At 66.5% G+C, this 22530-nt stretch carries 20 protein-coding genes; 11 read left to right on the plus strand and 9 right to left on the minus strand.

The genetic code is table 11. The features are described 5' to 3' along the window. Positions 1-14 precede the first annotated feature (14 nt). From AC1DP9_RS04420 to AC1DP9_RS04440, 5 genes are all read left to right on the plus strand, one after another. Positions 15-1364, plus strand: a complete 1350-nt coding sequence (locus AC1DP9_RS04420; RefSeq protein WP_092292967.1) for an ATP-binding protein — start codon at positions 15-17, stop codon at positions 1362-1364. Positions 1365-1522: 158 nt separating this feature from the next. Next, entirely contained in the window at positions 1523-2821 is a 1299-nt protein-coding gene (gene tcuC / locus AC1DP9_RS04425; protein WP_477106725.1) for a tricarballylate/proton symporter TcuC, read from the plus strand. Between the two features lie 300 nt (positions 2822-3121). Beyond that, positions 3122-3670 carry a peroxiredoxin gene (locus AC1DP9_RS04430; protein ID WP_092292963.1) on the plus strand — a complete coding sequence of 183 codons (549 nt, stop codon included), beginning with the start codon at positions 3122-3124 and terminating at the stop codon, positions 3668-3670. Between the two features lie 124 nt (positions 3671-3794). After that, the gene (locus AC1DP9_RS04435) at positions 3795-4316 is read left to right on the plus strand and encodes a carboxymuconolactone decarboxylase family protein (RefSeq protein WP_092292961.1); all 522 of its coding nucleotides are present in this window, start codon (positions 3795-3797) and stop codon (positions 4314-4316) included. A 215-nt stretch (positions 4317-4531) separates the two neighbouring features. Then, positions 4532-5113: a GNAT family N-acetyltransferase gene (locus AC1DP9_RS04440; RefSeq protein WP_092292959.1), complete on the plus strand. Its 582-nt coding sequence runs from the start codon at positions 4532-4534 to the stop codon at positions 5111-5113. A gap of 21 nt (positions 5114-5134) precedes the next feature. On the opposite strand, the gene ispF is transcribed toward AC1DP9_RS04440, so the two are convergent. After that, positions 5135-5641 (minus strand): 2-C-methyl-D-erythritol 2,4-cyclodiphosphate synthase, encoded by a 507-nt coding sequence (gene ispF / locus AC1DP9_RS04445; protein WP_092292957.1) that lies wholly within the window; start codon positions 5639-5641, stop codon positions 5135-5137. 21 nt (positions 5642-5662) lie between these two features. Beyond that, entirely contained in the window at positions 5663-6415 is a 753-nt protein-coding gene (gene ispD / locus AC1DP9_RS04450) for a 2-C-methyl-D-erythritol 4-phosphate cytidylyltransferase (protein ID WP_143093869.1), read from the minus strand. A gap of 171 nt (positions 6416-6586) precedes the next feature. Between ispD and mfd the strand changes: the two genes are divergently transcribed. The 6 genes from mfd to AC1DP9_RS04480 all read left to right on the plus strand — a co-directional run bounded on the left by mfd (position 6587) and on the right by AC1DP9_RS04480 (position 14652). After that, positions 6587-10036: a transcription-repair coupling factor gene (mfd, locus tag AC1DP9_RS04455; protein WP_477106726.1), complete on the plus strand. Its 3450-nt coding sequence runs from the start codon at positions 6587-6589 to the stop codon at positions 10034-10036. 45 nt (positions 10037-10081) lie between these two features. After that, complete coding sequence (gene argE, locus AC1DP9_RS04460; protein WP_477106918.1) at positions 10082-11296, plus strand: acetylornithine deacetylase; 1215 nt, start codon at positions 10082-10084, stop codon at positions 11294-11296. 89 nt (positions 11297-11385) lie between these two features. Further along, positions 11386-12240: a phosphoserine phosphatase SerB gene (serB, locus tag AC1DP9_RS04465; protein ID WP_477106727.1), complete on the plus strand. Its 855-nt coding sequence runs from the start codon at positions 11386-11388 to the stop codon at positions 12238-12240. 174 nt (positions 12241-12414) lie between these two features. Beyond that, on the plus strand, positions 12415-12723 hold the full coding sequence (locus tag AC1DP9_RS04470; protein WP_477106728.1) for a hypothetical protein: 309 nt from the start codon (positions 12415-12417) through the stop codon (positions 12721-12723). Continuing rightward, on the plus strand, positions 12720-13010 hold the full coding sequence (locus tag AC1DP9_RS04475; RefSeq protein WP_177219880.1) for a hypothetical protein: 291 nt from the start codon (positions 12720-12722) through the stop codon (positions 13008-13010). Before AC1DP9_RS04470 ends, AC1DP9_RS04475 begins: the two co-directional genes overlap by 4 nt. A gap of 10 nt (positions 13011-13020) precedes the next feature. Beyond that, positions 13021-14652, plus strand: a complete 1632-nt coding sequence (locus AC1DP9_RS04480; RefSeq protein ID WP_441591143.1) for a PepSY-associated TM helix domain-containing protein — start codon at positions 13021-13023, stop codon at positions 14650-14652. A gap of 49 nt (positions 14653-14701) precedes the next feature. On the opposite strand, the gene AC1DP9_RS04485 is transcribed toward AC1DP9_RS04480, so the two are convergent. The 7 genes from AC1DP9_RS04485 to AC1DP9_RS04515 form a co-directional block, all read right to left on the minus strand. Further along, a complete protein-coding gene (locus AC1DP9_RS04485; protein ID WP_092292946.1) occupies positions 14702-15913 on the minus strand; it encodes a cystathionine beta-lyase in 1212 nt (403 codons plus the stop codon). An 88-nt stretch (positions 15914-16001) separates the two neighbouring features. Next, on the minus strand, positions 16002-16604 hold the full coding sequence (locus AC1DP9_RS04490; protein WP_092292944.1) for a hypothetical protein: 603 nt from the start codon (positions 16602-16604) through the stop codon (positions 16002-16004). A 32-nt stretch (positions 16605-16636) separates the two neighbouring features. After that, on the minus strand, positions 16637-17821 hold the full coding sequence (gene bktB / locus AC1DP9_RS04495; RefSeq protein WP_477106729.1) for a beta-ketothiolase BktB: 1185 nt from the start codon (positions 17819-17821) through the stop codon (positions 16637-16639). A gap of 103 nt (positions 17822-17924) precedes the next feature. Further along, entirely contained in the window at positions 17925-19316 is a 1392-nt protein-coding gene (gene rimO / locus AC1DP9_RS04500) for a 30S ribosomal protein S12 methylthiotransferase RimO (protein WP_369823384.1), read from the minus strand. A gap of 187 nt (positions 19317-19503) precedes the next feature. Beyond that, on the minus strand, positions 19504-20055 hold the full coding sequence (gene phaR, locus AC1DP9_RS04505; protein WP_092292938.1) for a polyhydroxyalkanoate synthesis repressor PhaR: 552 nt from the start codon (positions 20053-20055) through the stop codon (positions 19504-19506). A 331-nt stretch (positions 20056-20386) separates the two neighbouring features. Next, the gene (locus AC1DP9_RS04510; RefSeq protein WP_092292936.1) at positions 20387-21127 is read right to left on the minus strand and encodes a 3-ketoacyl-ACP reductase; all 741 of its coding nucleotides are present in this window, start codon (positions 21125-21127) and stop codon (positions 20387-20389) included. Positions 21128-21265: 138 nt separating this feature from the next. Further along, positions 21266-22447: an acetyl-CoA C-acetyltransferase gene (locus AC1DP9_RS04515; RefSeq protein WP_092292934.1), complete on the minus strand. Its 1182-nt coding sequence runs from the start codon at positions 22445-22447 to the stop codon at positions 21266-21268. Positions 22448-22530 lie beyond the last annotated feature (83 nt).

Genomic DNA, 22530 nt, shown 5'->3' on the forward strand with positions numbered 1-22530 from the left:
CCGCAGTCAGCATCGTGGCGACCGCTCTCGGCCGTACCGCAACGCGGTTCTTTGGTTCGCTGTTCTGGCGCACCTTCATGCTGATCGCCCTGTTGCTGGCGATCTCGCTGGGTATCTGGTTCCAGAGCTACCGGCTCTTCGAACGCGCACCGCGCGCCCAGCAGATCGCCATGCAGGTGGTCAGCGTGGTCAAGCTCACGCGCGCGGCCCTGCTCTATTCCGACCCGGCGCGGCGGCGCTTCCTGCTGCTCGACCTCGTGCAGAACGAAGGCATCAAGGTCTATCCGCGCGAGAAGGACGACGACTTCGCCGCGCCCACGGCCAACCCGTTCCTGACCCAGCTGGTGCAGCAGGAGATTCGCGGGCGGCTGGGCGAGGACACCGTGCTCGCCACCACCGTCAATGACATTCCGGGCGTGTGGGTCAGCTTCGAGATCGAGGGGGACGATTACTGGGTCGCCATCAGCCCGGAGCGCTTCGAGCGCGTGCCGGGCATCCAGTGGCTGTGGTGGAGTATCGCCGCGCTGCTGCTGTCGATCATCGGCGCGGCCTTTATCACGGCACGTGTGAACTACCCGCTCAAGCGGCTGGCCAACGCGGCGCGCCAGATCGGCACGGGCGGCGACCCGCCGCCGCTGCGCGAGCATGGCGCCAGCGAGGTAGCCCAGGCTAACCGCAGCTTCAACCAGATGGTGCGCGACCTGCGCCAGCTCGACGACGACCGCGTGGTCATGCTGGCCGGCATCTCCCACGACCTGCGCACCCCGCTCACCCGGCTGCGGCTCGAGACCGAGATGTCGCCGGTGGACAACATCACGCGCGACGCCATGATCGCCGACATCGAGCAGATGGACGCCATCATCGGCCAGTTCCTCAACTACGCCCGGCCCGGCCAGGAAATGGTGGAGCCGGTGGATCTCTCCGCGCTGGTCCAGGACGCCGTGGGCGTCTATGCCGCGCACGACGACGTGCGCGTGCACGTGCGCGCCAACGGCCCGGTCATGGCGGTGGCCAATCGCATGGAGATCCAGCGCATCCTGGACAACCTGGTCGAGAACGCGCGCCGCTACGCCAAGGACGAGGAAAGCGGCATGGCCGAGGTCGAGATCTCTACCCGGCTCGATGACAAGGACGCCGTGCTGACCGTGGCCGACAACGGCCCGGGCGTGCCCGACGCCCAGCTCTCCCTGCTGACCCGGCCGTTCTACCGGCTCGACAGCGCGCGCAGCGAGGCCAAGGGCGCAGGGCTGGGCATGTCCATCGTCAACCGCATCCTCCAGCGCAACGGCGGGCGGCTGGTGCTCGCCAATCGGCCGCCACCCAAGTCCGGGCTGGTGGTGCGCGCCTGCTTCCGGCGCGCATGAGGCGCCACCCCGCGCGGGCACTGACAGGTTTTCGACAGCATTTGATAGCAGATTGAAAGGCGGTTGACAGGGCATTGACAGCCCCGCGGCGCACACTGGCGGCCATTGCGATCCCACAACATGTCGCCGGCCGCACCGGCGCTGACCGAGAGACAGCCATGTCCAGCACCGCCTCCGCGCCGGCTTCCCAGCACGGCGCCCGTACCGTGTTCCGCGTCGTCAGCGGCAACTTCCTCGAAATGTACGATTTCATGGTGTACGGCTTCTACGCCGCCGCCATCGCCCGTACGTTCTTCCCCAGCGGTAACGAATTCGCCTCGCTGATGCTCTCGCTGGCCACCTTCGGCGCCGGCTTCCTGATGCGTCCGCTCGGCGCCATCATTCTCGGCGCCTATATCGACCACCATGGCCGCCGCAAGGGCCTGATTCTCACGCTGATCCTGATGGCGATGGGCACGCTGCTGATTGCGCTGGTGCCCGGCTATGCCTCGATCGGGGTGGCCGCGCCGCTGCTGGTGCTGGCGGGCCGGCTGCTGCAAGGGTTCTCGGCCGGCGTGGAGCTGGGCGGGGTCTCGGTCTACCTGTCCGAGATCGCCAAGCCGGGCCAGAAAGGCTTCTACGTGGCGTGGCAGTCGGCCAGCCAGCAGGTGGCGGTGATCTTTGCCGGGCTAATGGGTGTGATCCTGCACGCCACGCTGGCGCCGGAACAGATGGATAGCTGGGGCTGGCGCGTGCCGTTCCTGATCGGCTGCCTGATCGTGCCATTCCTGTTCATGATCCGCCGCTCGCTGGAGGAGACGGAAGCCTTCCGCACCCGCAAGCACCAGCCCACCATGCGCGAGATCTACCGCTCGATGCTCGACAACTGGGGCATCATCCTCGCGGGCTGCATGATGGTGGTGATGACCACGGTGTCGTTCTACATGATCACCGCCTACACGCCCACCTTCGGCAAGACCGTGCTCAAGCTCGGCGACGTGGACAACCTCATCGTGACGATGTGCGTCGGCCTTTCCAACTTCATCTGGCTGCCGCTGATGGGCGCCGTCTCCGACCGCGTGGGACGCAAGCCGCTGCTGGTGATCTTCACCATCGCCACCCTGCTGACCGCCTACCCGGCCGTGTCCTGGCTGGTGGCCGAGCCGTCCTTCGGCCGCCTGCTGATGGTGGAGCTGTGGCTCTCCTTCCTGTACGGCAGCTACAACGGCGCGATGGTCGTCACGCTGGCCGAGATCATGCCGCCGGCGGTGCGCACGGCGGGCTTCTCGCTCGCCTACAGCCTGGCCACGGCGCTGTTCGGCGGCTTCACGCCCGCCATCGCCACCTACCTGATCCACGAAACCGGCAACAAGGCCGCGCCGGGCCTGTGGCTGACGTTCGCCGCCGCCTGCGGTCTGGTGGCCACGCTGGTCATCTTCCGCACCCGCCGCCTGCAGGGCGCCCTGCGCACCGCCTGATACGCATGGCCTGATACGGCCCCGACCCGATCGCCGCCACAAGATGAAACTTTTGTAGCGGCTTTCGTCATGTGCGTCCGCACATGGCATACTCAGCGTTCGTCTTTGGCGCGCGCCGTGCAGGGAAAGGCCGATGCCTATCGGTCTCTTTGAGACAATCAATTGGCCCTGCGCGTATCGGACAGGTCATAATCTGGCTTTGTTGCGATGCCGTATCGTGGCGTTCTGCAGCCTCGTGCTGCCCCACCCCGCCCGGCGTGTCGCGTGCGTTACTCTGTTCAACCGTATCAGGAGAAGTTGATGAAGACCGTTGGTGACAAGATCGAATCGTTCCAAATCGTTGGCGTGAAGCCGGGTTTCAACAACCACGAAGAGAATGGCCAGTCGGCTTTCGAAGACATCACCGAGAAGTCGTTCGAAGGCAAGTGGAAGATCATCTACTTCTACCCGAAGGACTTCACCTTCGTGTGCCCGACCGAAATCGTCGCCTTCGCCAAGCTGAACGACGACTTCGCCGATCGCGACGCGATCGTGCTGGGCGGCTCGACCGATAACGAGTTCGTGAAGCTGGCATGGCGCCGCGAACACAAGGACCTGAACAAGCTGAACCAGTGGCAATTCGCCGACGTGACCGGCTCGCTGGTGGACCAGCTGGGCGTGCGTGACAAGGCTGCCGGCGTGGCCCTGCGCGCTACGTTCATCGTCGATCCGGACAACGTGATCCAACACGTGTCGGTGAACAACCTGAACGTCGGCCGTAGCCCGGACGAAGTCCTGCGTATTCTGGACGGCCTGCAAACGGACGAGCTGTGCCCGTGCAACCGCGCTGTCGGCGGCGCCACGCTGTAATTTGTTTGACCTGCCAACCGCCCTCCCCGGGCGGACCGGCGCGCGCGGAAGTGGCCAATACGGCGCTTCCGCGTCAAAGCCCGCAAATGCGGGTTTTTTGAGCCCTGGACGATAGGAGAAATAAATGGAATTCCTCAGCACGATTAAGAACCTCATTCCCGACTACGCGAAGGACATCCGCCTGAATGTGGATGGCACGATCGCGCGCTCGTCGCTGGAAGGCAATGACGCCGTGGGCGTGGCACTCGCCGCCGCCTTCGCCGCCAAGAGCAAGATCATCGTCGATGCCATCCGCAATGCGAACGTGCTGTCGCCGGAGGAAGTCACCGCTGCACAGACGGCTGCCGCGCTGATGGGCATGAACAATGTCTGGTATCCGTACATCGAGATGGCCGAGGACCCGGACCTGTCGAGCCAGCCCGCCGGACTGCGCATGAACGCCTACGCTACCCATGGTGGCGTGGACAAGCGCCGCTTCGAGATGTACGCACTGGCCGCGTCGATCATCGGCAAGTGCCACTTCTGCGTGAAGTCGCACTATCAGTTGCTGAAGACCGAGCAAGGCATGAGCGCGCAGCAACTGCGCGACGTCGGCCGCATCGCCGCCGTGATCGGGGCTGCCGCCAACGTGATCGCCGCAGAATAAGGCTTGCCGGGCAGGCATTGCCCGCCTGGTCAGGAAAACCTGCCGCCACCGCAAGGGGCGGCAGGTTTTTTTTCGCCCCAGCGCGAAAGCCTGATGTCAAGACGATGTCAATACGCTGGGCGGCATGTTGTCTGACACGCAAACGGGCGATCGGGAACCATGCACTTGTGCCGCGACCGGCCTACAATCCACGCAAGGACACGGATACAGAGGCCATGAGTACCTTGCCTTCGCATACCTCCCCCCGTTTTCGCTTCCGCCTGGCGGCGGCGTACGACTGGGGCGACATCGCAGCGGTCACGCAGCAAGCCTATGGGCAGTATGAGCTTGCGATCATGGAAGATTGCCGCGCATCGTTCCAGCGCGGCATGCAGTCCGTGCTGGCCGCAAAGGACAATCCCGACATGGAATGGTGGGTCGCCGAGAGCGACCACGGCATCAGCGGTGCCGTGCTGTTCTGCCATCCGGGCGCCACGCTGCCCGCGCTGGACGACAGCACCGTGACGCTTACGCAGCCCGAGGCACGGCTGCTGTCGGTCAGCCCGCAGGCGCGTGGCCAGGGGCTGGGACATCGGCTGATGCAGATCTGCATCCAGCGGGCGCGCGATATCGGCGCCAGTGCGCTGGTGGTGCGGACCATGCCCGAGATGGCCTCCGCCAACAAACTGTGCCAGCAGATGGGCTTCCAGAAACGGACCGAAGCCGGCGCACGCAGCGGCGCCATGGCGCGCCTGAACGACTACACCTTCGCGATCCTGCCCGAGGAAGCGCCGCTACCGTCGCCACCCCCGGTCTGACTGTCTGATCGCGCAGTTGCTTCAATCCTGGACGTCGCCAGCCTTGCGGTAGATCAGCACCGCGGCCTGCGCGACGATGCCCTCCTCGCGCCCTTCGAACCCCAGCTTCTCATTGGTCTTCGCCTTCACGTTGCAACGCGTGACGGGCAGGCCGAGATCTTCCGCGAGATTCGCCACCATGCCGCCGATATGCGGCGCCAGTTTTGGCTTTTGTGCGATGACCGTGGCATCCACGTTGCCGATCTCGTAACCGGCCTCGCGCACCCGCCGGGCCGCCTCGCGCAACAGCACGCGACTGTCGGCACCGGCGAAATTCGGATCCGTGTCGGGAAAATGCCGGCCGATGTCGCCCAATGCGGCGGCACCGAACAGCGCGTCGGTCACGGCGTGCAGCAGCGCGTCGGCATCGGAATGGCCGAGCAGGCCGCGGTCATGCGGAATGTCCACGCCACCCAGGATCAGCTTGCGGCCCGGCACCAGGGCGTGCACGTCATAGCCCTGGCCAATGCGGATATCGAACGGATTCAATGCGACTCCTCTGAAAAATGCTTAACGGTCAGCCAGCGGGGCTGCCGGCGCGAGCAGGATGTCCGCCAGCGCGAAATCCTCGGGGTAGGTGACCTTGAAATTGCGCAGCGAGCCGTTGACCAGGCGCGGATGCAGGCCCAGGCGCTCGATGGCGCTCGCCTCGTCGGTGACCACGGCGCCGGCGGCCAGCGCCTCCTGCAACGCCTGGCGCAACACGCCTACGCGGAACATCTGCGGGGTCTGGGCCTGCCAGAGCCCTTCGCGCGGCACGGTGGCGCCAATCCGCACGCCAACCTGGGTGCCTTCGTCCGCCCGCTTGAGCGTATCGGGCACCGGCACCGCCAGAATGCCGCCGATGGCCGCATCGGCCTCGTCGTCGGCCTCCACGGCGCGGATCAGCGTGTCGATCATGGCCGGCGTCAGCCCTGGGCGGGCGGCATCGTGCACGAGCACCCAGTCGCTGTCCGTGGCGCCGAGCTGGGCCAGGTGATGCAGGCCGGCCAGCACCGAGGCGTGGCGCGTGTCGCCGCCCACGAAGGCGGTATCGAAGCGCAGCCCCGCGAACGCCTCGGCGCCGAAGCGCGATTCCAGCGGCATATCGTCCGGCGCCAGCACCAGCGCGGTGGCGCTGATGCGCTCACAGGCGGAAAAGGCGGCCAGCGCGTGCCAGATCATCGGGCGGCCGGCCACGGTCTGGTATTGCTTGGCGACGTGGCCGCCGGCGCGGCTGCCGGTACCGGCACAGGGAATCAGGGCGAAGCGGCGAGCAGACACAGGGTAGCGGGGCGAAGTAGGAATAAGACGGGCGGCGGACCGGCCGGTGCGCATTCTATAATACGGCCCTTGTCCACCGCCACGGAGATCCCTTCCGGGGCCGGACTATCATGGCCAACCCCCGCCCGCGCTGCCGGCGGGGCGCTGTCGTTTCGATCGCCCTTGCTGCCAATGCCTGACATCCACGCTGTCACATCCTTCGCCAACCTGTCGCTGGTCAAGCCCGGCATGCGTCACGCGGTGGCCGGCCTGACCGGCTCCGCCGACGCCCTGCTGGTAGCCGCCTACGCGCGCCAACACAAGGGCGCCCTGCCGATGCTGGCAGTGATGTGCGCCAACGCCACCGACGCCCAGCGCCTGGCCGAGGAAATCCCGTGGTTCGCGCCCGAACTGCGCGTGCGGCTGCTGCCGGACTGGGAAACGCTGCCCTACGACAGCTTCTCGCCCCACCAGGACCTGGTATCCGAGCGGCTGGCCACGCTGCACGACATCCAGACCGGCCAGTGCGACGTGATGCTGGTGCCCGCCTCCACCGCTCTATACCGGCTGGCGCCGCCGGCCTTCCTGGCCGCGTACACCTTCTTCTTCAAGCAGGGCGAGAAACTCGACGAAAACGCGCTCAAGGCCCAGTTCACACTGGCCGGCTACGAGCACGTCAGCGCGGTCATGCGCCCCGGCGAGTACAGCGTACGGGGCGGGCTGATCGACCTCTTCCCGATGGGCTCGGCCCTGCCGTACCGGATCGACCTGTTCGGGGATGAGATCGAGACCATCCGCGCCTTCGACCCCGACACCCAGCGCAGCCTGTACCCGGTGAAGGAAGTGCGCCTGCTGCCCGGGCGCGAGTTCCCGCTCGACGAAACCGCCCGCACCGCCTTCCGGGGCCGCTGGCGCGAGGTGTTCGAGGGAGATCCGACCAAATCGCCGATCTACAAGGACATTGGCAACGGCGTGCCGTCCGCCGGCATCGAGTACTACCTGCCGCTGTTCTTCGAGGAAAGCGCCAGCCTGTTCGATTACCTGCCCGCCGGCACGCAACTGGCGTTCGCAGGCAATATCGACGAGGCCATCCGCCGATTCTGGGCCGATACCACCCAGCGCTACACCTTTATGCGGCACGACCGCGAACGCCCGCTGCTGCCGCCGGCGGACCTGTTCCTGTCCGAGGAGCAGTTCTTCGTAGCCGCCAAGCCGCTGGCGCGCGTGGTGCTGCAGCGCGAGGCCACGGCCGAGCAGGCACCGTTCTCGGCTGCCCTGCCCGATGTCTCGGTCAACCGCCGCGCCGAAGACCCGCTGGTCAACCTCGAGGCCCTGCTGCTGAACAAGGCCACGCGCGTGCTGATGTGCGCCGACTCCGCCGGCCGGCGCGAGACGCTGATGCAACTCTTCGCCGAAAGCGGCCTGCGTCCGCAGCCAGTGGACGACTTCGCCGCCTATCTGGCCGGTGACGCGCACTTCTCGATCGCCGTGGCGCCGCTGCAGAGCGGCTTTGCGCTGCCGCAGGCGCAACTGGCCTTCGTGACCGAGGCCGAGCTCTACGCCGGCACCGCGCGCCGCACGGGCCGCCGCAAGCAGGAACAGGCCAGCGCCGTCGATTCGATGGTGCGCGACCTCGCCGAACTGAAGATCGGCGACCCCGTGGTACATAGCGAGCACGGCATCGGCCGCTATCAGGGGCTGGTGACGATGGACCTGGGCCAGGGCGAGGAGGAATTCCTGCACCTGGACTACGACAAGGGCAGCAAGCTGTACGTGCCCGTGCACCAGTTGCATGTGATCTCGCGCTACTCGGGCGCCGATCCGGAATCCGCGCCGCTGCACCACCTCGGCTCCGGCCAGTGGGACAAGGCCAAGCGCCGCGCCGCGCAGCAGATCCGCGACACCGCCGCCGAGCTGCTGAACCTGTACGCACGCCGCGCCTTGCGCCAGGGCTTTGCCTTCCCGCTCCAGCCCCAGGACTACGAGACCTTCGCCGAAAGCTTCGGTTTCGAGGAAACCCCCGATCAGGCCGCCGCCATTTCGGCTGTGATCGCCGACATGACCTCGGGCAAGCCGATGGACCGGCTGGTCTGCGGCGACGTGGGCTTCGGCAAGACCGAGGTGGCCCTGCGCGCCGCCTTCGTGGCCGTGCTCGGCGGCAAGCAGGTGGCCATGCTCGCGCCGACCACGCTGCTGGCGGAGCAGCACTTCCAGACGTTGTCCGACCGTTTCGCCGAATGGCCGGTGCGCATCGTGGAGCTGTCGCGCTTCAAGACCAAGAAGGAGATCGACGCGGCCATCAAGCAGATTAACGAGGGCACCGTCGATATCGTCATCGGCACGCACAAGCTGCTCTCCGACGACGTGAAGTTCCAGCGCCTGGGCCTGGTCATCATCGACGAGGAACACCGCTTCGGCGTGCGCCAAAAAGAGGCGCTCAAGACACTTCGCGCCGAGGTGGACGTGCTGACGCTCACCGCCACCCCCATCCCGCGCACGCTGGGCATGGCGCTGGAGGGCCTGCGCGACTTCTCGGTCATCGCCACGGCGCCGCAGAAGCGGCTGGCGATCAAGACCTTCGTGCGACGCGAGGAAGACGGCGTGATCCGCGAGGCCATCCTGCGCGAGCTGAAGCGCGGCGGGCAGGTCTACTTCCTCCATAACGAGGTCGAGACCATCGAGAACAAGCGCGCCCGGCTGATGGAACTGGTGCCCGAGGCGCGTATCGCCGTGGCCCATGGCCAGATGCACGAGCGCGAGCTGGAGCGCGTGATGCGCGATTTCGTGGCGCGGCGCGACAACATCCTGCTCTGCACGACGATCATCGAGACCGGCATCGACGTGCCGACCGCCAACACCATCCTGATCCACCGCGCCGACAAGTTCGGCCTGGCCCAGCTGCACCAGCTGCGGGGCCGCGTGGGTCGCTCGCACCATCAGGCCTACGCGTACATGCTGGTCCATGATGTCGATGGCCTGACCAAGCTGGCGCAGCGCCGGCTCGAGGCCATCCAGCAGATGGAGGAACTCGGCTCCGGCTTCTACCTCGCCATGCACGACCTGGAAATCCGTGGCGCCGGCGAGGTGCTGGGCGACAAGCAATCGGGCGAAATCCACGAAATCGGGTTCCAGCTCTATACGGACATGCTCAACGCCGCCGTGAAGGCGCTCAAGGCCGGCAAGGAGCCGGACCTGATGGCCCCGCTGCAGGTGACCACCGAGATCAACCTCGGCACGCCGGCGCTGCTGCCGAACGACTATTGCGCCGATGTGCACGAACGGCTGTCGCTCTACAAGCGGCTGGCCAACTGCGAGACGGCCGAGAGCGTGGACAACATCCAGGAAGAGCTGATCGACCGCTTCGGCCGCCTGCCGCCGCAGGCGCAGGCGCTGGTGGAGACGCACCGGCTGCGCATCGCCGCCGTGCCGCTGGGCGTGCGCAAGATCGATGCGGGCGAGGCCACCATCAGCATGCAGTTCGTGCCGAACCCGCCGATCGACGCCATCCGCATCATCGACCTCGTGCAAAAGAACCGCCATATCAAGCTGGCCGGGCAGGACAAGCTGCGCATCGAGGCCAAGATGCCCGATGTGGCCGTGCGCGCCCAGACCATCAAGCACACGCTGCGGCAACTGGCGTGACGGTGTAGGATCGCATCCTTGACGAATCAATCATCTTTCCGCCCCATGCCTGCCCACGCCAATGCCCAATCTTCCGCCACCGCAGCCAAGCCGCGCGGCAGTGCGCTCGACTGGACCGAGCGGCTGGTGTCGTACGACACCACGTCGCGCCATTCGAATCTCGGCCTGATCGAGGCCGTGCGCGACCACTTCCTGGCCAAGGGGCTGCGGCCGCACCTGAGCTACAACCCGCAGGGCGACAAGGCCAACCTGTTCGTGACCGTGCCGGCGGCCAATGGCGCCACCGATGGCGGCATCGTGCTGTCCGGCCACACCGACGTGGTGCCGGTGGACGGCCAGAACTGGACCACCGACCCGTTCAAGCCGGTGATCCGCGACGGCAAGCTCTATGGCCGGGGCACCTGCGACATGAAGGGCTTCATCGGCACCAGCCTGGCGCTGCTGCCGACCATCCTGGAGGCCAGGCTGCGTGAGCCGGTGCACTACGCGCTGTCGTTCGACGAGGAGATCGGCTGCATGGGCGCGCCGTATCTCCTGGCCGAATTGCGAGACCGTGGCGTGCGGCCGGGCGGCTGCATCGTCGGCGAGCCGACCAGCATGCGCGTGATCGTCGCGCACAAGGGCATCAACGMCTACCGTTGCTGCGTGAAGGGTCAGGCCGCGCATTCGTCGCTGACGCCGAAGGGCGTGAACGCCATCGAATACGCGGCGCGGCTGATCTGCTTCATCCGCGACATCGCCGATGAATTCAAGGCCAACGGCCCGTACGATCAAGCCTTCGACGTGCCGTTCACGACCGCCTCCACCGGCACGATCCAGGGCGGCATCGCGCTGAACACCATTCCGGCGCTGTGCGAGTTCGTGTTCGAGTTCCGCAACCTGCCGGGCGTGGATCCCGAGGCGATCTTCGCGCGGATTCAGGAATATGCGAATGGCGTGCTGCTGCCGAAGATGCGCGCCGAACATGCCGACGCGGGGCTGACGCTGGCGAAGATTGCCGCTGCGCCGTCGCTCGACGCTGCCGAGGCCGACGCCATCACGCAACTGGTGCGCGCGCTGACCGCTGACCGGGACACCAACAAGGTGGCCTATGGCACCGAGGCCGGCCTGTTCCAGCGCGCCGGCATCCCGGCCGTGGTCTGCGGCCCCGGCGACATCCAGCAAGCCCACAAGCCGGACGAGTTTGTCGCCCTCGACCAACTGGAAGCCTGCGAAGCCTTCCTGCACAAGGTGGTGGACAGCCTGCGCGTGGCCGCCTGAGCTGCTTGAGCGTTTGAGCAGGAGGGCGGTGCGCTTACAATATCGCCTTCCTCGCTTTGCGCGCCCCGCCCCGACTTCCCCCTGCCGTCATGCCCCTGATTCTCCAGAGCCTGTCCCCGCTGTCGCCCGCCGATCTCGACGCCATCCGCCCCATCGCCGACGCTTCGCCCTTCACGCTGCGTGCGGCCAACGTCGCGGCCGCCGATGACTGCGCCCCGCTGACGCCCGCACTGCACAAGGCGCTGGACGAAGCCTGCGGCCCACGCGGCATCGACTGGGCCGTGGTGCCGGCCGGGCGCAAGCTCTCGGACTTCCGGCTGGTGGCCATGGACATGGACTCGACGCTGATCACGATCGAGTGCATCGACGAAATTGCGGATTTTTGCGGGCTGAAGGCCGAGGTTTCGGCCATCACGGAAGCCGCCATGCGCGGCGAGATCACCGATTTCAATGAAAGCCTGCGGCGCCGCGTGGCCCTGCTGAAGGGGCTGGATGCCAGCGTACTCGACCGCGTCTACGCGGAGCGCCTGCACCTGTCCCCGGGTGCCGAGCGGATGCTGCAGACCGTGCAGGCGCTGGGCATGCGCACGCTGCTGGTGTCGGGCGGCTTCGTCCATTTCACCGACCAGCTCAAGCCGCGCCTGAAGCTGGACTTCACGCGCGCGAACACGCTGGAGATTGTCGATGGCAAGCTCACCGGCGAAGTCGTCGGCGAAATCGTCAATGCGGACGTCAAGGCACGTACGGTGCGCGAGGTCTGCGCGCAGATCGGCGCCGATGTGTCGCAGGCCATCGTCATGGGCGACGGCTCGAACGATCTGAAGATGATGGCCGTGGCCGGCCTCTCCGTCGCCTTCCGGGCCAAGCCGGTGGTGCGCGCGCAGGCCAGCGTGGCGTTCAACCACGTCGGCCTGGACGGCCTGCTGAACCTCTTCCCGCACTAAATCTCCGCCCCCCAGCCCGCCCGGAGATTGGCTCCGGGCGGCGCCCGCATCGCATTTCCCCTAGTTCTCCACCCCCGTTCGGCCGCCGAAATGTACCGCAACGTATTGATTTCCTTGTGAAAACAAATACGAATCATTATTATTCTGAGTTCCAACCATTCCGATGTTGCCCGCATGCAAGCGTTCGCTGTATTGCTAGGACTGGCGGCGGCTGCGTGCTTGTACCTCGCTGCGCCGAACCAGGTTCTGTTTGTCTCCGCCGACGGTGAAGGCCGGGCGCCCCTGCCGCCCCGGCTGCTGGGTTGGCTCGGCCTGTTGCTGACGGTCGCCAGCGCCTGGACCATGAGCGTGCCCGAAGGCTGGCCCGTGGCCATCGCCGCCACGCTGGTCTCGCTGACCTGCAGCCTGTCCCTGTGGCCGTTCATCGGCACGTGGGTCCACCACCGTCGCGGGCTGGTCCGCCGGGAAGGGAGCGCAGCATGATGGGCACGAAATGGCTTGCCGGGACACTGCTGGGCCTGCCCCTGGCCCTCGCGCTGTGCACGCTGGGCATCCTCTGGCTGCCGGGCGGCTGGCATGGCGGCGTGGTCGCCGCAGTGCTGCTCAGCTTCGTCGCCTGGGTCACGCTGATCAGCCTGAGCCTGCTGTTCCGCACCAGCACGGCTGCGTGGCTCTGGCTGGGGGGCGCCAACCTGATCTGCTTCGGCCTCCTGTGGGCGCTGCGCCTGACGAACACCATGCCCGCCGCGTCCGCGCTGGCCGGGTCGTGAGGACCTCTCCATGAAACCCAATACCCTCCGCCTTTACCAGACGCTGCATACCTGGGTCGGCCTGATGGCCGGCTGGGCGCTCTTCATCGCCTTCTTCGCCGGCGCCATCACGATCTTCCACCACGAGCTGCACATCTGGCAGAACCCGGCCCGCCTGGAAGGCCGTCACGCCACCGAGGTCCACGTGGAGGGCCCGGCCGTCGACGCCTTCGTCCAGAAGCTGGTGGCCGTGCATCCGGATGCCGCCGCCAGCGTCTACGTGGCCCTGCCGAGCAAGGAAGAGCCCGATTTCAACGCCTACTGGCAGGACAAGGCCGGTGCGTGGCACACCATCAATGGCACGGCGCTGAACGGCGACGCCGCCGCGCAGCGCAACACCTCGCTCGACCACGTCACCGGCGAGCTGTCGGCGTTCCTGAACTCCCTGCACTACTCGCTCGGCCTGGGCCAGAACGGCACCTACTTCATGGGCGTGATCTCGGTGCTGTACGGGCTGGCGCTGGTGTCCGGCGTGCTGCTGCACCTGCCGCGTCTCAAGAAGGACCTCTTCGCGGTGCGGCCGGGCCGCAACCTGAAGCGGTTCTGGATGGACGCGCACAACGTGATCGGCCTGTTCAGCCTGCCGTTCCACATGGTGTTCGCGGTCACGGGCGCGTTCCTGTGCCTGTCGCTGGTCATGGTGATGGTGTTCAACGCGCTCACCTTCAACGGCAAGCTGTTCGAGCAGGTGCCCACCGCGATTGCGGCCACGCCGGAAATGACGGCGGCCGGACGGCCTTCGCCGACCATGCCGGCGGCGCAACTGCTGGCCATCGCGCGCGAGCATGGCGGCGAACGCTTCACGCCGGAAGCCATCCGCTTCCAGCGCTATGGCGATGCCAATGCCGTGGCGGAAGTCCGTGGCGACAGCGAGCGCGCGCTCGGCAATGGCGGCTCGGTGGGCATCCACGCGGCGGCCAACGAGCCGAACGCGGGCAAGCTGATCGCCAACCAGACCCCCGGCGCGCGCGACACCAATCACACGCTGTATAGCGGCGTCTTCGCGCTGCACTACGGCACCTACGGCAACCTGCCCGTGCGGATCTTGTACCTGCTGGCCGGTCTGGCGGGCGCGTTCCTGTTCTATTCGGGCAACCTGCTGTGGATCGAGTCGCGCCGCAAGACGCGCCAGGCCGAGCAGCCGCGCGTGCATCGACTGCTGGCGCAGGCCACCGTGGGCGTGTGCATCGGCACCTGTATCGGCGTGGCGCTGTGCTTCCCGGCCGCGCTGCTGTGGCCTGAGCGCGCCGTGAGCTATGTGTTCTGGCCGGTGTTCCTGCTGGCGGTGGGCTGGTCGCTGGTGCGTCCGCCGGTGCGGGCGGCCGTCGAGCTGCTCTATGTGGCGGCGCTGGCCTCGCTGACTGTGCCGCTCGCCAATGCCCTGCTGACCGGCGACCACTTCGTCGTGGCCGCCCTGCACGGGCGCTGGGGTGTGGCGGGCTTCGATATCGGCGCCATCGCGCTGGCAGTGGGCTATGTGGTGCTGGCCCGCGCCACCCAGCGGCGCGCGCACAACGGCCCGGCGGAATCGGTCTGGGCGCTGCGCCCGGCTACGTCCGAGCAAGCCGCGCAGCCGGCCCTGCGCAAGGCCGACGCGTCCTGATGTGCCGGCGTCTCTCCCCCTCGGGGAGGGACGCCTTCTGCTTCCCTCTTCAGCGCAGGTGCTTTTCCATCGCCTGTTTCAGGTCCGCGATCAGATCGCGTGAATCTTCCAGGCCGATGTAGAGCCGCACCAGCTCCCCCGCATTTTCCCAGCCAGCCGGCGGCCACGTGCCCGCCGGGCGCATGCCCTCCACGTGGTACGGCACGGCCAGGCTGTGCGCCCCGCCCCACGACCAGCCAATCGCATACAGCTTCAGCGCCTCGACGAAGGCATCCACCTGCTCGCGCCCAAAACGGCTGTGCAGGATGATCGAGAACAGCCCGCTCGCGCCGGTGAAGTCACGCCGCCATTCGGCATGGCCGGGGCAATCGGGCAGCGCGGGATGCAGCACGCGCGTCACCTCTGGCCGCTTGGTCAGCCATTCGGCAATCTCGCGCGCGGCGCGGTCGTGCGCGGCCAGCCGCACCGGCATGCTCGCCATGCCGCGCAGGACCAGGAAGCAGTCATCGGCGGACACGCCCCAGCCCATCACCATGCGCGTGCGCTTGAGGCGGTTGTGGAGCGATTCGTCGGCCGTGATCACGGCGCCCATCAGCACGTCGCTGCCGCCCGACTGGTACTTGGTCAGCGCCTGCACCGAGACGTCGATGCCCTTCGCGAACGGCTGGAAGTAGACCCCCGCCGACCATGTGTTGTCGATGGCCGTCAGCACGCCGCGCGCCTTGGCCGCTGCGACGATGGCCTCGGTATCGGGCACCTCCATCGTCACCGAGCCCGGCGACTCGAGCCAGATCAGCTTGGTGTTCGGCTGGATCATCGAGGCGATACTGGCACCCGCCATCGGATGGTAGTAGCGCACGCTCACGCCGAATTCGCGGGCCAGCCACTCGCCATGGTCGCGATTGGGGCCGTAGACGTTGTCCGGCACGAGCACATCGTCGCCCGACTTCAGGAACGCGAAATAGACCAGCGAGATGGCGCCCATGCCAGACGGCAGCAGCAGGGTCTGCCGGCCTCCTTCGATCTGGGCGAGTTGCTGGCACAGCGCCTCGCTGGTGGGCGTGGCGTGCAGGCCGTAGCGCCAGTACGTCTTGGTGGGGTCGCCATAGGCGCGCAATTCGTCCAGATTGCGGAAGACCACGGTCGAGCCGCGATAGGTCGGCGTGGAAAACGAATCAAAGCCCGGCGCGATATCGAGTTCGGGCTGGACGGCGAGCGTCTGGAGATAGCGGGAGGCGTCGGATTGGGAATGGTCGGACACGGCGAGTTCCTCGTTTTGCGGGAGGTCGGATCAGACGTCCGAGCTTACCAGCAAATGCCGGGGTGGCCGAGGGGCCACCACGCCGATGTCAGCGCGAGTTGCCGATCGAGATCGAGGATTTCGGCACGAGCGGCGCGTAGGTGACGCCGCTGCTGGGCCGCATGTCGAAGGGCGGAATGACGAGATAGCCGCCGAGGGGACGGATGAAGAACGGCAGCACGATGGCCGGGTTGAAGGCGTCGGTCCAGGTGCCGCTCACCGCGCCATTCTGGTCGATACGGCCTTCCCAGTTGCCCGAGACACGCGTGCCGTCATCGGACTCTTCCATCAGGAAGGCGCCTTCGTTCCATTCGCCGGACAGCAGGCGCACACCGCCCTTGCCGTCGCCGGACGCGTATTCGCCCTGCAGGCTGTCGCGGGTGTCGGTCTTGGCGCCCACGCGCAGCCGCACTTGTTTGTCGCCGACGTTGCCGACGTAGACCGGGAACTTCGCGTACTCGGAGCGCGGCGCCAGCGAGCCGACCGGGCCCGAAGACAACGACGTCCCGCGCCGGGCTTCCCCAGCGCGGATCGCGTCGTTGATGCCGAGACTGCCCTGCCCACCCGTCGACAACGACTCGCCGCCAGCCGCCTGGGCGGCCAGCGGGACGAACACCGCAAACGCGGCCACAACGGTCAGGCGGAAAGGCATCGGACGCAGCAAGGCAAACCCCGGATCAGGACTCAGATACGCTCAAAGATAGCAGCAATGCCCTGGCCACCGCCAATGCACATCGTCACGAGCGCATAGCGGCCCTGCACGCGTTGCAGTTCGTGCACGGCCTTGACGGTGATCAGCGCGCCGGTCGCACCGATCGGATGGCCCAGCGAGATGCCCGAGCCGTTCGGGTTGACCTTGGCCGGATCGAGGCCGAGCGCCTTGGTCACCGCGCACGCCTGGGCGGCGAAGGCTTCGTTGGCTTCGATCACATCGAGATCCTTGACCGTCAGGCCGGCGCGTTCGAGCGCGATCCTGGTGGCCGGCACCGGGCCGATACCCATGGTCTTCGGGTCCACACCGGCGTGGCCGTAGGACACCAGGCGCGCCAGCGGCTTCAGGCCGCGGCGCTCGGCTTCGGCGCGCTCCATCAGCACCACGGCGGCGGCCGCGTCGTTCAGGCCGGACGCATTGCCAGCCGTCACCGTGCCGTTTTCCTTGACGAAGACCGGCTTGAGCTTGGTCATGTCGTCGATGGTGGCGTCGTGGCGCACGTGCTCGTCGGTGTCGAACACGACATCGCCCTTGCGCGACTTCAGCGTGACGGGAACGATCTGGTCCTTGAAATGGCCGGCCTTGATGGCGGCGGACGCGCGGCGGTGCGACTCCAGCGCAGCCTCGTCCTGCTGGGCGCGCGAAATGTCGTACTCCTTGGCCACGTTCTCGGCCGTCACGCCCATGTGGATGGCGTGGAACGGGTCGTGCAGCGCGCCGAGCATCATGTCGACGAGCTTGGCATCGCCCATGCGCGCGCCCCAGCGCGCCATCGGCGCCAGGTACGGCGCGCGGCTCATGCTCTCCGCGCCGCCACCGATCGCCACGTCGGCATCGCCGAGCAGAATGGTCTGGGCAGCGCTGATGATGGCCTGCAGGCCCGAGCCGCAGAGACGGTTCACGGTCAGCGCGGGGGCGTTGATCGACACCCCGCCGTTCACGGCCGCCACGCGGCCCAGGTACATGTCCTTGGGTTCGGTCTGGATCACATTGCCGAATACCACGTGACCGACGTCATCGCCAGACACATTGCCGCGGGCCAGCGCCTCGCGCACGACCAGCGCGCCCAGATCGGTCGGGGCCAGGTCCTTCAGGCTGCCGCCGAAGGTGCCAACTGCGGTGCGCACACCGCTGACAACCACCACTTCACGCGTCATGTCTTGTCTCCATGAGTTCATGTTGCGGCGCACAGTATAGTCCCGGCCACCCCAAAACGAACGACCGTACTTTTACCTAATGTCCCGGACCCGGCAGTGATCTTTAGACCACTTCACCCCACAGGTCGTGACCATCGGCACCGGTGATCTTCACGTGGACGAAGTCGCCGGTCTTGTAGCGTTGCGAGGGCTTCGCGGCCGGGTCGATATAGACCAGACCGTCGATCTCGGGCGCATCGGCCGACGACCGACCCACGCCGCCATCCTGGTTCACTTCGTCCACCAGCACGCGCAGCGTTTGGCCAACCTTGCGCTGCAGGCGGCGTGCGGAAACTTCCTCGGCCACTTCCATGAAGCGCGCGCGGCGCTCCTCACGCACGGCGTCCGGCAGCGCGCCGGGCAGGTTGTTGGCGGTGGCGCCGTCCACGGGCGAGTAGGCGAAGCAGCCCACGCGGTCCAGTTCGGCTTCGGCGATGAAGTCCAGCAGCGTCTGGAACTCTTCCTCGGTCTCGCCCGGGAAACCGGCGATGAACGTGCTGCGGATGGTCAGCTCGGGGCAGATCTCGCGCCAGGCGCGGATGCGATCGAGCGTCTTTTCGGCATTGGCCGGGCGCTTCATGCGCTTGAGCACGTCCGGGTGGGCATGCTGGAGCGGCACGTCCAGGTACGGCAGCACGTTGCCCTGCGACATCAGCGGAATAATCTCATCCACGTGCGGATAGGGGTACACGTAGTGCAGGCGCACCCAGGCACCGTACTGGCTGGCCAGCTCGCCCAGCGCGCCGACCAGTTCGGTCATGCGGGTCTTGAGCGGACGGCCGTTCCAGAAACCGGTGCGGTACTTCACGTCCACGCCATAGGCGCTGGTGTCCTGCGAGATCACCAGCAGTTCCTTGACGCCCGACTTGAACAGGTTTTCCGCCTCCAGCATCACTTCCGCCACCGGACGCGATACCAGATCGCCCCGCATCGACGGGATGATGCAGAACGAGCAGCGGTGATTGCAGCCCTCGGAGATCTTCAGGTAGGCGTAGTGCTTGGGCGTCAGCTTGATGCCGGCCGGCGGCACGAGGTCCGTGAACGGATCGTGCGGCTTGGGCAGGTGCGTGTGGACGGCCTGCATGACCTCGCCCAGCGCATGCGGGCCGGTCACGGCCAGCACCTTCGGGTGGACCGACGAGACGATGTCATGCCCGGCCGCATCCTTCTTGGCCCCCAGGCAGCCGGTGACGATGACCTTGCCGTTCTCGGTCAGGGCCTCGCCGATGGCGTCCAGGCTCTCCTGCACGGCTTCGTCGATGAAGCCGCAGGTGTTGACCACGACCAGATCGGCATCGTTATAGGTACCGCTGATCGCGTAGCCTTCGGCACGCAGCTGGGTCAGGATCTGCTCGGAGTCCACGAGCGCTTTCGGACAGCCCAGGCTGACAAACCCCACGCGGGGCGAATTGGCTACGCCGGCCGCGTAAGCCGTTGATTTTTCGTCACTTTTCACTTGTACTTCCTGACTGCATCTTGTGGGGGCCGGCGCAAGGCCGAAGGTGGGGCGAATTCTAACCCAGGGCGGGCAATTGGGCGTCGTGATGCAGAAGCGGGAGCCACTCGCTTCATGACAAACGACATCGCCGCGCGCGCCTCATTCCAGGCGGCCGGCGGTGCCGGCTCAGGTGTCTCGCGGTGGCTTACTTCTTTTCCTGCTGGTTGAACGGGAACGTGCCGAACATGTTCTTGGCCTGGCTCTGCATCTGTTCCTGCATCTGCACGAACAGATTCTTGCTCTGCTCGATGTAGTTGCTCATCATCCCTTGCATCATCGGGCCCTGCATGTTCATGAACTGCGACCACATGTCCGGGCTGAACGCTTCGCCCGAGTAGAGGCCCTTCGAGTTCTCGGCCAGCTTGTTCTGGATGTCGATGAACGCCTGGATGTTCTTTTCCAGGTAGGTGCCCATCATGCCCTGCATGGCATGGCCGTAGAAGCGGATGATCTGCGACAGCATGGGGCTCGAGAACATCGGCACGCCGCCGGTTTCCTCTTCCAGGATGATCTGCAGCAGGATGCTGCGCGTCAGTTCATCGCCGGACTTGGCGTCCACGACCTTGAATTCCTCGGAATCCATGACCAGCTGCTTGACGTCCGCGAGCGTAATGTAGGTGCTGGTCTGCGTGTCGTAGAGCCGGCGATTCGGGTATTTCTTGATCAGTCGCTCTGCGCCTTTTTTGGTCGTGGCCATCGGTGCTCTATCCTTTGTCGTCGCTGATGCAGGGGGTGCGCATCTGCTGCTGCGCGCTGCTGCACCGCATGCGATGCACTGCGCAATTGGGGGCGCCCGCGCCGCGCTCTAGTTTGGTGCCGGGGGCGCCGCTGACCTGATTCTATGCTCAAGAAAGCACTAAGAAAAGCCACCCCGATTAAGGAAAACCCGCAGCATCGTATGCAAAACGGGCCGTCCTGGCAGCCAGGCGGCCCGTTTTCCGAGGTGCGCCGTGGCACGCTTCCGGCCTGCTGCAGCGCGCTCGGTGCGCCGCAGCAGGCCGGCCGCGCGCCGCGCAGCCAGCGGTCGGTCAGCCCATGTGCAGGCCGCCGTTGAGCGAGAAGTCGGCGCCCGTGGAGAAGCCCGATTCGTCCGAAGCCAGCCACGCGCAGATCGACGCGATTTCCTCCGGCAGACCCAGGCGCTTGACCGGAATCGTCGCCACGATCTTGTCCAGCACATCCTGGCGGATGGACTTGACCATGTCCGTGGCGATATAGCCCGGCGACACCGTGTTGACCGTCACGCCCTTGGTGGCCACTTCCTGCGCCAGCGCCATGGTGAAGCCGTGCAGGCCGGCCTTGGCCGTCGAGTAGTTGGTCTGACCGAACTGGCCCTTCTGCCCGTTCACCGACGAGATATTGACGATGCGGCCCCAGCCGCGGTCCGCCATGCCGTCGATGACCTGCTTGGTCACGTTGAACAGCGACGTCAGGTTGGTGTCGATCACCGCGTCCCAGTCGGCACGCGTCATCTTGCGGAACACCACGTCGCGGGTGATGCCGGCATTGTTGACCAGCACGTCCACCTCGCCGACATCGGCCTTGACCTTGTCGAAGGCGGTCCTGGTCGAATCCCAGTCGGCCACGTTGCCCTCGGACGCCACGAACTCGAAGCCGAGCGCGCGCTGCTGTTCGAGCCACTTCTCGCGGCGCGGCGAATTCGGGCCGCAGCCCGCCACCACCTTGTAGCCGTCACGGGCCAGGCGCTGGCAAATGGCGGTTCCGATGCCGCCCATGCCGCCGGTCACATATGCAATGCGCTGAGTCATATCCACTCCTGTTGGCTCGCTGATCGATGCAAGGGCACCGATCTCTGTTATAGACGCCGACGGCCAAAACCATGTCTCCTGCCGCCGGCTACCCCTCAGTGCAACTCAAATACTCGTTTTCGGCCAGATCGGTCTGACTTAGTTCCGTTCCACGGCCAGTGCCACGCCCATGCCGCCGCCGATGCACAGCGAGGCCAGGCCCTTCTTGGCGTCGCGGCGCTTCATTTCGTGCAGCAGCGTCACCAGGATGCGGCAGCCGGACGCGCCGATCGGATGGCCGATGGCGATGGCGCCGCCGTTGACGTTGATCTTCGACTGGTCCCAGCCCATCTGCTGGTGCACGGCCAGCGCCTGCGCGGCGAAGGCTTCGTTGATTTCCATCAGGTCCAGGTCCTTGACTTCCCAGCCGGCGCGCGACAGGCAGCGCTTGCTGGCCGGCACCGGGCCCATGCCCATCACGGCCGGGTCCACGCCGGCGTTGGCGTAGGCCTTGATGGTGGCCAGCGGGGTCAGGCCCAGCTCCTTGGCCTTGGCGGCCGACATCACCACCACGGCGGCGGCGCCGTCGTTGAGGCCAGAGGCGTTGGCGGCGGTCACCGTGCCGGCCTTGTCGAAGGCGGGCTTCAGGCCGGACAGGCTGTCCAGCGTGGCGCCCTGGCGCACGAATTCGTCGGTCTTGAACGCCACCGGGTCACCCTTGCGCTGCGGAATCAGCACCGGCACGATTTCCTCGTCGAACCGGCCAGCCTTCTGGGCGGCCTCGGCCTTGTTCTGGGAGCCCACGGCGAATTCATCCTGCGCCTCGCGCGTGATGCCGTACTCCTTGGCGACGTTCTCGGCCGTGATGCCCATGTGGTACTGGTTGTACACGTCCCACAGGCCGTCGACGATCATCGAGTCGACCAGCTTGGTATCGCCCATGCGGAAGCCGTCGCGCGAGCCCGGCAGCACGTGCGGCGCGGCGCTCATGTTTTCCATGCCGCCGGCCACGACGATCTCCGCCTCGCCGGCGATGATGGCGTTGGCGGCCAGCATCACGGCCTTCAGGCCGGAGCCGCACACCTTGTTGATGGTCATGGCCGGCACCATGTCCGGCAGGCCGGCCTTGCGCGAGGCCTGGCGCGCCGGGTTCTGGCCGGCGGCAGCCGTCAGCACCTGGCCCATGATGACTTCGCTCACCTGGTCCGGCTTCACGCCGGCGCGCTCGAGCGCGGCCTTGATGACGAGGGCGCCCAGCTCCGGTGCCGGGATCTTGGCCAGCGAGCCGCCAAACTTGCCAACTGCGGTGCGGGCTGCGGAAACGATGACGATGTCGGTCATTTGAAGTCCTTTCGAGATAGCGTGAAGCCAATCGGTACGAAACCCCGGGCCGGTCCCACGGAACCGGCCCCGGCGGAAAACGT

The organism is Cupriavidus sp. 01L43 (genome assembly GCF_056399925.1).